Origin of the sequence: Vibrio sp. TRT 1302 (assembly GCF_050113875.1) — a bacterium.
Taxonomy (GTDB): domain Bacteria; phylum Pseudomonadota; class Gammaproteobacteria; order Enterobacterales; family Vibrionaceae; genus Vibrio.
Window position 1 is genome coordinate 299439 of sequence record NZ_JBNJOF010000001.1, and the last position, 12776, is coordinate 312214.

11 protein-coding genes are annotated in these 12776 nt (G+C 46.3%); 2 read left to right on the forward strand and 9 right to left on the reverse strand.

The features are described from left to right. Positions 1 to 90: 90 nt before the first annotated feature. The gene (locus ACQEXP_RS01315; RefSeq protein WP_426967669.1) at positions 91 to 3537 is read left to right on the forward strand and encodes a hypothetical protein; all 3447 of its coding nucleotides are present in this window, start codon (positions 91 to 93) and stop codon (positions 3535 to 3537) included. 131 nt (positions 3538 to 3668) lie between these two features. On the opposite strand, the gene ACQEXP_RS01320 is transcribed toward ACQEXP_RS01315, so the two are convergent. The 9 genes from ACQEXP_RS01320 to ACQEXP_RS01360 all read right to left on the reverse strand — a co-directional run bounded on the left by ACQEXP_RS01320 (position 3669) and on the right by ACQEXP_RS01360 (position 11240). Continuing rightward, positions 3669 to 4049, reverse strand: a complete 381-nt coding sequence (locus tag ACQEXP_RS01320) for a nuclear transport factor 2 family protein (RefSeq protein ID WP_269376908.1) — start codon at positions 4047 to 4049, stop codon at positions 3669 to 3671. A gap of 8 nt (positions 4050 to 4057) precedes the next feature. Continuing rightward, positions 4058 to 4462 carry a GFA family protein gene (locus tag ACQEXP_RS01325; RefSeq protein ID WP_426967671.1) on the reverse strand — a complete coding sequence of 135 codons (405 nt, stop codon included), beginning with the start codon at positions 4460 to 4462 and terminating at the stop codon, positions 4058 to 4060. Between the two features lie 104 nt (positions 4463 to 4566). After that, a complete protein-coding gene (locus ACQEXP_RS01330; protein ID WP_426968025.1) occupies positions 4567 to 5688 on the reverse strand; it encodes a hypothetical protein in 1122 nt (373 codons plus the stop codon). 71 nt (positions 5689 to 5759) lie between these two features. Then, positions 5760 to 6467 (reverse strand): ABC transporter ATP-binding protein, encoded by a 708-nt coding sequence (locus ACQEXP_RS01335; protein WP_426967673.1) that lies wholly within the window; start codon positions 6465 to 6467, stop codon positions 5760 to 5762. Between the two features lies 1 nt (position 6468). Further along, a complete protein-coding gene (locus tag ACQEXP_RS01340) occupies positions 6469 to 7686 on the reverse strand; it encodes an ABC transporter permease (protein WP_426967675.1) in 1218 nt (405 codons plus the stop codon). After that, positions 7676 to 8905, reverse strand: a complete 1230-nt coding sequence (locus ACQEXP_RS01345; RefSeq protein ID WP_426967677.1) for an ABC transporter permease — start codon at positions 8903 to 8905, stop codon at positions 7676 to 7678. Before ACQEXP_RS01345 ends, ACQEXP_RS01340 begins: the two co-directional genes overlap by 11 nt. 9 nt (positions 8906 to 8914) lie before the next feature. Beyond that, positions 8915 to 9661, reverse strand: coding sequence for an outer membrane lipoprotein-sorting protein (locus ACQEXP_RS01350; protein ID WP_426967679.1), 747 nt, complete (start codon positions 9659 to 9661; stop codon positions 8915 to 8917). 195 nt (positions 9662 to 9856) lie between these two features. After that, entirely contained in the window at positions 9857 to 10507 is a 651-nt protein-coding gene (locus ACQEXP_RS01355) for an isochorismatase family protein (RefSeq protein ID WP_269376914.1), read from the reverse strand. Positions 10508 to 10526: 19 nt separating this feature from the next. Next, positions 10527 to 11240, reverse strand: a complete 714-nt coding sequence (locus ACQEXP_RS01360) for an NUDIX domain-containing protein (RefSeq protein ID WP_269376916.1) — start codon at positions 11238 to 11240, stop codon at positions 10527 to 10529. A 255-nt stretch (positions 11241 to 11495) separates the two neighbouring features. Between ACQEXP_RS01360 and pncB the strand changes: the two genes are divergently transcribed. After that, entirely contained in the window at positions 11496 to 12749 is a 1254-nt protein-coding gene (gene pncB / locus ACQEXP_RS01365) for a nicotinate phosphoribosyltransferase (RefSeq protein WP_426967681.1), read from the forward strand. Positions 12750 to 12776: the final 27 nt, after the last annotated feature.

Consider the following 12776-nt stretch of genomic DNA (forward strand, 5'->3'; position numbering starts at 1 on the left):
TCTGGGCTGACAGAGAAAATCTCTCTGTCAACCTAGCTAGGGCTTACTTTGCCTAAAATCTGGCGAAATGTGATAGCAAGGAACAATATTATGACTTTTGAGTACCAATCACAGTTACCTGTTGCAGGAGAGTTCGTCGATTTAGAAGGCGAACGATTCTACAAAATTAGCAACGTAGATCAGATGAAACCATTTTTCATCAGCGTTGTATCCGCCAGCGACCATTGGCTGTTTATCTCATCAACAGGCAGCTTGTCGGCAGGTCGTATTCGACCAGAAAACGCCCTATTTCCTTATCGTTCTGTCGATCATATTCATGAGAGTGCCGACAATACCGGTTCTAAAACCATAGTCCGAGTTCAAAAAGACGACGGTGTGGTACTTTGGGAACCGTTCAACCTGCATCACAATGGTCTTTATCATACTGAACGAAATCTCTATAAGAATACGGTTGGGGACAAACTTGTCTTTGAAGAAATCAACCACACTCTCCAGCTTAAATTTAGCTACAGTTGGAAAACGAGCGAACGCTATGGTTTTGTTCGCCACTGTCAGTTCACAAACTTGAGCGCACAAGAATGTCACCTTGAAGTGGTAGATGGTATCCAGAACTTACTACCATCTGGCGCGCCACTAGCGGCTCTACAAACACGCAGTGCGCTTGTCGACGCCTATAAGTGGAACGAACAGGTTGACTCTTCGTCACTGGCACTTTACACCATGTATGCCAAGCTCTCTGATCGCGCAGAGCCTGCGGAGTCCCTACTTGCAACAGCGGTTTTTGCGGTTGAACAAGGGGAACACCAACTGCTGCTAAGCAGTGAGCAACTCGGTGCCTTCCGCCGAGGTCTGCCAATGAACAGCGAACCACTCACCAAGGGGGTTCGCGGTAGCTATTTGATTCACAAAACCGTATCGCTTGCTAGCGGAGAATCCCAAGGCTGGCTAATTGTTGCTGACATCGACAAAAGCCATAAAGAGATTTGTGAGCTGACGCAACTGCTTAGCAAACCCGCTGAACTTCGCCTCAACGTAGAGCAAACCATCGCCGACAACCAAAACGACTTGATCAAGCTGATGTCAGGGGCAGACGCATGGCAGCTAACCAATCAAGAGAACACCAGCGTTCATCACTACGCTAATGTGCTCTTTAATAACATGCGTGGTGGTGTGATTGAAAACAACTACCATCTAGATAAATCTGACGTGATAAAAACCCTGCGTAACGCCAATAAAAATGTCGCGGATAAACACCGCGCATTCTTTGCGGATCTGCCAGACACTTTCACCCACGCAGAGCTAATCAAAGCAGCAAACCATAGCCAAGACCCACAGTTAGTGCGCCTTAGCTATGAATACTTACCGCTCACTTTTGGCCGTCGTCATGGTGACCCAAGCCGTCCGTGGAACCACTACGAAATCAAACTCAAAGATGAAAACGGTGAGCGTCTGCTCTCTTACCAAGGCAACTGGCGAGACATATTCCAGAACTGGGAAGCCATTGCACTAAGCTACCCTGGTTTTATCCAATCTTTCATCGCTAAGTTTGTCAATGCATCAACCATAGATGGCTACAACCCTTACCGTATTACCAAAGATGGAATCGACTGGGAACTGCTAGAACCTGACGATCCTTGGAGCAATATTGGTTACTGGGGTGATCACCAGATCATCTACTTACTCAAGTTCTTAGAATTAGCTAAGCAGTATCAAGGTGAAGAGTTAACTCAGCAACTCACCAACGATATCTACAGCTACGCAAACGTACCTTACAAACTGTGCTCTGTTGAACAGCTGTTTGCCAACCCTAAAGACACCGTTGCCTTTGACCAGCAATTGCAACAGGAAATCGAACAACGTGTCGAGGAATTAGGCAGCGATGGTCGCCTATTGGTAGAAGGCGGAAATCAGGTTTACATGGTCAACCTAACAGAGAAAATTCTCGTTCCACTGCTTTCAAAACTGAGTAACTTGGTCCTAGATGGCGGCATTTGGTTGAATACCCAACGTCCAGAATGGAACGACGCCAATAACGCAATCGTCGGTAACGGTTTATCCATGGTCACGCTCTATTACATGCGTCGCTATGTCTCGTTCGCCCTAGAGTTATTGAATAATGCCCCAGACACTATTTCTATCTCGAAAGAGGTCTTTGACTGGATGCTGTCTATCCACAAGGTACTGCAAGATGCGAACAAAGAAATTCGCCAAGAGACGGTCACTCGCCAAACTCGCAAGGCAATTCTGACTCAGTTGGAAAAGGCATTCGAACTATACCGTAATCGCGTCTACCGCATGAAAGGCTTCTCAGGAAAAACGCAAGTTGAACTGTCTGCCATTAAGCAAATGCTGGCGACCAGCTTGGATGTGCTTGATTCCAGCATCAGCAATAACTTGCGTCAGGACGGTCTGTACAACGCTTACAATATCGTTACCTACTCAGGTGAGAGCCTCAATATCGAACAACTCTACCCGATGTTAGAAGGTCAGGTAGCCGCACTGAGCTCGGGCGTACTGACACCTCGCCAAGCAGTCACTCTACTCGACAACCTATTTGCGAGTGAAATGTTCCGTGAAGATCAACAGAGCTTTATGCTCTACCCTGACCGTGAGCTACCAAGTTTTGTCGATAAGAACCAAATAGCGAGTGAACTCATTGCCCAATCTCCGCTTCTTTCTGCCATGTTAGAAGCAGGAGATAACCGAATCATCAATCAAGATGCGATGGGATGTGTTCATTTTAATCCTGCTTTCGAAAACGCAGATTACCTTTCATCGGCGTTATCAGCGCTAGACCGTGATGAGTACAAACAGTTAACTGACGAAGCTATCGAATCGATTCATGCCTTATACGAACAAGTGTTCAACCACAAAGCGTTTACCGGACGCTCAGGAACCATGTTCGGTTATGAAGGTCTTGGCTGTATCTACTGGCATATGGTTTCCAAGTTGCTTCTAGCCGTACAGGAAAACTATCTAGCGGCACGCGACTTAGACCCAACCAGCACGGAGACAACTAAGCTGGCTGACTACTACTACAAAGTTCGCGCTGGGATCGGGTTCAACAAGACACCCGATAATTACGGGGCTTTTCCTACCGACCCGTATTCACACACGCCAAAACAAGCGGGAGCCCAACAGCCGGGTATGACCGGACAGGTAAAAGAAGAGGTAATTACCCGATTCACTGAACTGGGAATCGAAGTGAAAGATGGACAAATCGGCATCAATCCATCACTGCTATCTGAACAGGAGTTTTTATCCCAAGATAGTCAATTTAACTGTCTGAGTGTTTTAGGTGAACGCTGTAGCTATAAAGTTGAAGCCAATCAGTTGGCATTTACCTACTGCCAAGTACCCTTTATCTATCAGTTGTCTGAGAGTGCCAGCATCACATGCTGCTTCACCGATGGCAGCAGCGAGCAGATCGATGGACTAGTACTGAGTTCAACACTCAGTGAACATCTGTTCACAAGAGATAACAAAATCAAGAAAATAAAGGTACTGCTACCTAAACATCAACTACTCGCTCGCTAACTTTAGCCAGTTAGTTTTGCGGGCTGCTAAGTTTATCGGGGGAAAACTTGGCAGCCCGCTTTTTTATTTCGAGTTGAAGTCATCTACATTTATCAGCATCGCGGATCGGACACCTCACCTGCCCTGATAACTTATTCAACCACTAATTCTACCCATTGAGAGCGCCATGATTGAGCTTGCATTGGGTCTGGCCAAAACTCTTTTTGATGACGAATCAGACCATTTTCAACCGTATGAAACGTAATAGCGCGTGCTTTCTGGACACCATCGGTCACAGAGACATCGGTGACTACGGTATCACCATCGCAGACTATCGAATGAATATCGAATAGCCAACGACCATGAGCAGGATAAGATGAGTTAATGGCGATAAAATTGTCTCTCCCGACAATTTGTTCACCTGATTGAGGCCACAAGCATATAAAGTCATCACTTAGCCATTGACCAACTTGAGAAAAATCGTTGCTTTTCATCGCATCCCAAAAGGCTTCCACTACCTGTTTTGATTTCATGTTTTCCTTTAATCTTTAAGTTTGTCGGCAGGATGATTAACGCCGTCATTAGTGACTACATCCCCTAAGTCGAAAGGGTTCACCCCTTCCAGACAACCAATGTTAAACCCATATTCATTGGGGTTGGAACGACGTTGATGGTGGGTGTAAATACCACAGTTTGAACAAAAGTAGTGTTTCGCTGTTTTGGTATTGAACTGATAGAGTTTAAGAACATCTTCTCCTTCCACAATGCGAATACCACTTAGGTCAACTGAGCCAACAATTGCTCCCTTACGACGGCATATCGAACAGTCACAGCGGCGTGGATTTTCTATACCATTCGGTAAGGTCAGTTCAAGCACTACACTGCCACAGTGACAGCTAGCTTTATGCTTAAGCTTGATTTCTGTATTGCCCACTTTGTTAATCATTATTTTTCCTCCTTGTGGTATTCGCCTCTATGGGCGAATCATGTGACAAAATACCATTAATCCCCTCACATCCCGATATATCAATGTCACTCTGTTAAACAGCACTAAAAACTCCATTTTACTTGGCCAAACAGCAAAGTCGCGGGTGTCTCGCCAAACAAGCTGTCCTTGCGGCCATCAAACATCTGAATCACCCCAATAAGCTGAACATTGTCGCTAACTGAATACTGACTGTTGATGGCCAAATAATAGGAGTGATCTTGGTAATAAACCGTAGAAAACGTGGCACGCCATAACGGGCTGATATCAAATCCCAAATCAGCATAGTAAGTGTTTTGGGTAAAACTTAATGTTTTGGCACTGAGGGGAAGCTTTAGGTATTTAGCCGCAGATTCCGCTGACTGAGGTTCACTAATATAAAGGTAGGCAAGGCGTCCCACCCAGTTGCGTTGGGAAGCAAAGCTGTAATCAGACTCGATGCTAGCAACGGTGTTCGAGGTAAGAACTACGTCATTCCAACGGTCCTTTGTCGGCTCAAATCTGCTCATTTCAGCGCGTAATCCCGCGCCAAAAAGATCTCCCGCAATACCACCACCAAGAACTCGGTCGAGGTAGGATTTACCACCGATAACCTGCATATCCCAGCCTCGATAGTTGTATAGATAACGGGCAGCATAACTGGTTAAATCGCGGCTCTCATTTGGGCTAAAAACCAAATCGACGCTACTGGCAAAATTAAGTTTCCGAGTCACACTAACGGCGTCAGTTCCACCTCGCTCTTCGTAGTCAAAGTCATAAATGGAATATGCATTAAACACATCATTGGGGTTCCAAATCATGTTCATTGACCAATTGATGCGTGCTCGCCCTGCCCTTAACTGCCAGTCGGTGTCGCTCCACTGAACATACGCTCGGTCAAACTGGCTAGTCCCAATCACTGAACCTCCCTCCAACCAATTGGTGGTTAAGTCCCAGTATCCTGTGTCTGAACCAATAATGGAGCGGTAAGCGGGGAGTTCAACGCTGTCTCCCCATAACAATCTGTTACGCATCGAGAGATTCACTCTGAAACCCTGTTCAAAACGATATTCAAAGTTAAGCCGCTGATGGATCAGATGATCATAATAGTCCTTGTCACTCTCGACCAGATTTGCACTCGCCATATATTTAATATAGCCACCGAAGTCATAATTTTTTTGCGCAGCCATACCGGGGATCTGAGCCATAATTGGGCACGAGATTAAACCAATAACGCTCGCTTTAAAGATGACGCTTGGCACTCTGATCTCCAACAAAACTACACCACTGTATCCAGTTGAGGCACTTGCTGTTGATCGGATTTTAGTCGTCCGTCTTCAAACACTATCACCCTGCGAGCGCGTTTGATCACTCTGGGATCGTGCGTAGAAAAGATAAAGGTTGTCCCCTCTTGTTCGTTGAGCTGTTGCATTATGTCGAGCAGTTCAGCGGTACTTTGAGCATCAAGGTTAGCCGTAGGTTCATCGGCCATAACAAAACGTGGATTCGGCGCTAAAGCGCGTGCTACCGCAACACGCTGTTGCTGACCACCGGATAACTTTGGCGGCACCTTATTGATCTGATCGATAAGTCCTACCTGTTGTAACAACTGCTCCGCTCGCTGTTGGCACTCATGCTGCTTTCTTCCTTGTAGCTGCATGACGAATTCCACATTTTCCAATGCCGTCAGCACAGGAAGTAAACTGTAGTCCTGAAAAATAAATCCAATATTATCTCGTCGAAAACCGATTAACTCTTTTTCCGACAGTCCGCAGATATCAGTACCATCAATAAACACTTGTCCCGATGTAGGTGTATCGATTCCCCCTAACATATTGAGCAACGTCGTTTTTCCAGAACCTGATGGCCCCATGATAGCGACAAATTCACCCTGCTCTATGGTCAGATTTAGGTTATGGATAGCATGTACCGGAAATTCAGAATCAGGGTTGTAGACTTTACGTAGTGATTTGATTGAGATCGTCATACTAATGTTTCTCCGCCATCGCTTGTGCCGGACGAAGCTTTAATATCTGTCGGGCAGGATAAAATGCCGCTAATGTGCTGGCACAAAGAACAGTGATAAATATGGTCAGATACTGTGACGCTTCCACCTGAGGATAAAGCACGGTATCAATGCCATAAGTCCCCAGCCCTTCGGATAACGAACTCAGCGATATACCCGTACGTTCGAAAATACTAACCAACAGAAGGCATACCAATATCCCGATCGTGCTGCCACAAACGCCCAGCAAGGTTGACTCTAAGGTGATGAGCAGGAAAACCTTGTGTTTTTGCATACCAACCGCGAGCAATACTCCCAGTTCCTGACTGCGCTCAAACACCGACATCAACATGATGTTGACGATGCCAAAAGCCATCGCAATAACAAATATACCTAACATGATGTTGTTACTGGTTTGCATCGAGTTAGTCATTGAAGCGAGCAGTGGCTGAACTTGCTCCCAACTACGTACTTGATTCGCTTCCCCTGCGATATCCGGTAAGCTTTTTACTGTCGTAGGTAACTGAGCTGTATCCTTAACTACGATTGCAATCTCATGCACGCCTTCCCCACCCGCCAGCGATGTCAGGTCGGATTTTCTCACGTAAACATTACCTTCATCAAAGGCGGTTGAAGGCGTTTTGAATACGCCACGAACACGAAAAGCAGCACCTGCAACATCACCATTAAGATCACTGAAGGTGAGCACCACTTTTGCACCTACACTGAGTTTGAGTTGCTGCGCGGTTTTTTCCGAAACCAACACCGGATTACGACCTTGGTAATCTAGCCATTCACCTTGTGTCATGTGTTGTGCTAACGGAGTAACACTTTGTTCTTGCGATAAGTCGATACCGTTGATACGCACACCGCGAGTACTTCTTGCAGAAGCTATCATGCCGTGAGTGATAAAGCGGGCCGAGTAATGGGCGATGGTGTCTTGCTTATCGAGCAGTGCCATGAGTGTCTCTGAGTCCACAATCCGTTCTTTAATGTCGGGATCATCAATATATGCCTTACCATGAATTTGGATATGACTGGTTTGCCACGCAATGGCGTTGGTCAGCATGCTGTTTATCAAACCCGTCATGAAAGCCATCATGGCTACGACTCCTACTAAACCAAACACTATCGCGCCCAGCATAATCGATGTTCGAAGCTTATTACGCCACAGGTTTCGCCATGCTAATTTAACCAGCATGAGCCCCTCCTTTTAGCGCGTCAACGAGGTTAAGTCGGCCTATTCGAATCATGGGATAGATGAGGCACAGCACTAGCATTAGCAACACGATTGCGATCTGGTTGAGATATAAGCTAGGGGCCATCATTACCGGAAGGATCGGTTCAAATCCCGCATCAACCATTAACTTGGCTGTCTCCCCTGTCAATTGGATGGGATGATAAAGCAGATAAGTTAATACCGGAGTGACCACCAGCATGCCGATGACGATTCCCAGCATCGCTATCAATAACGACTCAATCGACACTAACAGCAACAATCGCCCCCGTTGCATTCCCGTTGCCAACATGACGCCAAACTCGCGCTGTCGCTCTAATGTCATCATCATGATGGTCGCAAATAGTCCGAAGCCAACCACACCATAAAGAATGTACATCAGAAAGATACCGCCGACTTTGTCCATCTGAATTTGCTGTGCCGTTTCTGGAGAGAGCTGTTGCCAGTCTTGGACGCTGACGCTCTCTGGATAAATGGCCTTTAGTTGTTCAACCACATCCTCGACATCAGACAATTTGTCAGTATGAAGTACCCAGTTCGTCACCTGTTCGCCGGTACTAAATAGCTGCTGAGCTTCGCCTAAAGGTAAGTAAACCAGCTGGCTCTCTAACTGAGGGAGCGGAAAGCTGATAATTCCTTTAACCGTGTAGAGTCCAGCAGCGGTCTGACCTCGAAACCCTTGACCGTACAGCACAAGCTCATCACCAAGAGTCAGCTTCATCGTACGTGCAAGGCTTGCTCCAACAAGGACTTGAGCCTCGCCAGAGGTTAGATAATCGCCTTGGGTAATTTTCTCTGATAGCCCTGAGTATTGGTCTTCTTTGACGGGGTCGATACCCAGAACCATGACTCCTTTTGATTTATCTCCTGCCGCAGCAAGGGCAAAAGATTCAAGCCTTGGAATCACATATGTAATCTTAGGCTCATTGACCACTGGGGCGATAAAGTCGCGACTGGCTGGCAATAAGTCATCAATGCTGTGACTATTAGAGAAATCGATATGTTGGAGCTGAATCAGTCCAGTATAAAATCGAGCACTATTGTCGATATTACTCGCGTACGTCCCCTCTTGCAGCGAACGCATCGCCAAAGAGAGAATTAACGCCAGTGAAAGGGCTGAGGCCGTCAGCAAGGTTCGGCGCTTTTGTCGCCATAAGTTTCGCCATGCCAATTTGAACAACATAGCATCCCCTCAATCTCTAAGAGATTTCATCTGAGCCTGTGAGAAGAAATCATCCTCGATATCAAAGTTAAACTGTGCATCATGAGTAATGAGCTCAGTTTTATGCCCCGGTTTATCCCTTGGCTCCATCTGCATCCGTGTCGCCAACATACGTCCACCTATTGAGCGAACATCGTACGTCGTTAAGGTATTCACCAGCTCATCAAACTCATCATAAAACTCGGCTTTGCGCTGTAAGTAATGCTGTTGAGAAATCCAGAGCGTCACTTTACTCCATACCACTGGCGCATCTGGCTTTGCTACGGCATCTATCACGTAGGTCATTTCGCCATCTATTAGCGCTTCACCAATCAAGCTATGGTTGTAGTCGACAACAATCGAGGACTGATTGATCAAGTCATCATTGGTGAAGTCAGAGCCCATCCAAGACTGTCCAAGCATCGAAGGCGCAATCTTAATGACTCGTTCAATGTTGGGGATCCAATTCCACATCTCTCGTTGTCGCTTTAGAGATGCGCTGCCTTTATCTTTTGCAGGCGCGGTAATCAACACCAGCGACAGATCTTTCCCTTTGGTCCAGCTTTTCATACTCATGCTGCGCGTCCAATCAGGGCGGATGATGTTCATGGTTGCGGTAGAATAGCTAGAGTCACCACGCATTTGCGCATCAGAGCGCGCAACTATTTCAGTCGCGTCTAACTGAGCCCAGCACGCCGAAGAAATCAACAGAGATAAAGAGAGCCATTTTTTAATCATGTTCCACCTTGATCCTTCGCTATCGGGATAAGCGCTGCTGCGACGATTGTTCCAGACTAACGCAGATGATCGGTCATCGTTGTTTTGTTAGTCACAAAAGTTGATTAAAAAGTGACACTTATTAACTTTGATACAGTGAAACTGATATTAAAAAAGGAGCGATATAACGCTCCTTTGCCTTTTCTGTTGGGATTGTTATGCGCTAATCGCGGCGGCGTTTTCAACCATCACCACCCCTTTTTGCTCTAACTCACGGACGACATTCTCGGCGTTGTCAGGAAACACCGCTCGAGTTGAGGCAAGGTTAACGATGACTTTAAACCCAGCTCCAACTAACTGCTCGACCGATTTCTTAACGCAAAAGTCGAGAGCTAAGCCTCCAACGATGACGGTATCAATCTGATTGCTGCGAAGAAATTCGATGCCACCAGTCGACAGTGTGTCTGCCTGATCGTGGTAAAACGCACCGTACGGGTGAGCATCAGGATCAATGCCTTTATTAATCTGAAAATCATACTCACGTACTGATGGTAAACCCGGCAAGAGTTCTACCCCTTGAGTGCCAACGACACAGTGAGGGTTCCACTTGATATCCACTTCCGGTAGGCCGACTGGCTCAAGCATCCTATCCGGACTTTCCGCTTCCCAAGCGGCACCCGGTGGATGCATATCACGTGATACTAGTTTTAAACTTGCTTTACCATGATTGAGCATAAGCTCATCAACTATCTGTAACGCACCCGCGACTGGCAGTTCGTTTGGACACAGTTCACTAAACCCTTGCTGCGGGTCGACGTCGATACAAGCGGTTTTGTTCTTCTCGATTTCTACACGTTGGATGCGCATCTCTAGCTCCTTCTTGATATCAACGTAAACAAGTTTGAAAATAAGTCACACTCTTCTCGCTGAGGCTATATACCTGAGCTGGCTTTCCGCCTTTGCCTCTGTTTGTTGAAGCCATTTTGTTGGCACTAACGATCACACCAGTATCAATAAGACGTCGTTTCACCGTCATCCGATTCACCTCAACACCGAACTTTTCGTATGCCGCGATAATGTCTGACACCAAAAACTCCTTATCAAGAGCAAATAAGGCAACAGAGGTGTATTCGATCGCGGCACGCAATTTGTGCCAAGCCAAGGTAATCAGTTGAGCATGGTCAAACGCTAACGCCACTTGGTTATCGAGCACTTCATTGAGCCCAAACCATCTTAGCTGTTCGCGACACAACCCGCTGTTCTCGATCTGTTCAACATTCGCGTTATTAAGTAACGCGTAATGGGCAATGGTCACACTCCACCCTTCAGGATCACGCTTCGGATTACCTTCAACCATTGGTTGGCTAATGTAGTTAGGATAGGTATGAATCTTCTGCCGACAAATACGGCGACGTGCTGCGTCAAAATCTTCATCCGCTGGCTGTCCACCTTGATTGGTCAGATCTTGCTCAAACACAAAACCACCCGGAATCGACCACATACCATGTTGAGGTCGGTCAGGGTTGTTGCGCTTAATCAGCAATACTTCTAACCCGCTCTCTCCTAATCTGAGGCAGATCATGTCGATAGTGACAATCATGGTGAATTTCCTACATCCTTAATTCAGCAAACACCTTACCACTGGAATGCAGCAGGTCAACAAGAAAGTAACGTTTTGTGATTAACTACATCAATTTAGTTTCCATGCCCTGCAAAGGCTTTTGGCTATGAGCAATAATTCATTTAGGGAAATAGCTGTTAGACTAAAGTAGTTAATAACACAATTTGACAAACCTAATGGGCTACTTTAAAGTTTGGTGGAACAATTAGCCTGATTAACCGATAGGATGGTTGAATGACCACCAAGCTTTTCAATGACCGTATCATTCAAAGTGCTCTCGATCTCGACGTTTATAAGATCAATATGATGCACGCTGCTCATAAGTACTATCCAACCACGACGGTACGCTATGAGCTCATTGTTCGTTCAGATGAAGACCTTTCCTATCTTGCGCCGCAAGTAGAAAGTGAGATAGCGAAACTCGCGCACTGTTATTTATCTCAACAAGAACTCAGCTACTTAGCGAGTCAGGCTCCCTATTTAGAATCCTGCTTTATTGAGTATTTGAGCGACTTTCGCTTTAAACCTGCTCAGCAGGTGTCTGTGACCACCTCAACAGAAAGCGGAAAGCCCCAGCTAAAAGTATCTGTTACTGGTCTCTGGCATGAGACCATCCTCTATGAAACGCTAGTGATGAGTATTATCTCAGAACTCCGCAACCGAAGTCGCTGGAGCCATATCCCTTATCAACAGTTCCGTAATGTTCTGGCGGAAAAAGTCGCGAAGCTTAAAATCGAGCTAGACCAGCGCAAGATCGATAATTTTACCTTTTCTGAAATGGGTAGCCGACGACGTTTCAGTGCTCAGATACAGCACGATGTGGTTGATTACCTGCGCCAGCATGTCCCTGATTTGATGTCAGGCACCAGTAACTACCATTTGGCAAAACAATTTTCGCTAACCCCTATCGGTACGGTTGCCCATGAGTGGTTTATGGCTCATCAGCAGCTTGCAAAACCTGGGGAGTCACAAAGAGTTGCCCTCGATCTATGGCAACAAGCCTTTAATGGTAGTTTAGGGATTGCCCTGACCGACACCATTGGCATCAACGCATTCCTGCAAGATTTTACTTTGCCACGCGCCAATGCCTACGCTGGTGTGCGTCATGACTCTGGTAACCCTTTTGATTGGGGTGACAAAATGATTGCTCACTACCAGTCACTGGGGATCGACCCGAAATCTAAGCTGCTCATTTTCACCGATGGTCTCGATTTTGAGCGTGCGCTTGAGATATGCCAGTACTTTGCTGGACGAGCAAATGTCAGTTTTGGCATAGGAACGTTTCTGGCTAACGATATGGGAGACTGGGAGGATCAAGAAGGTCGCTATCAACCTCTCTCTATGGTAGTGAAGATGGCTCAATGCAATGGTGCTCCAGTGGCAAAAATCAGTGATGAACCTGAAAAAGCGATGTGTGAAGATCCTGTCTTTCTTGCCGAGTTAAAGCAGAGTTTTGGGCTTGAGTCTACATTCGATAAAGCAAGCTGATCGCGAGGCGTTAATAAAAACGGAGCA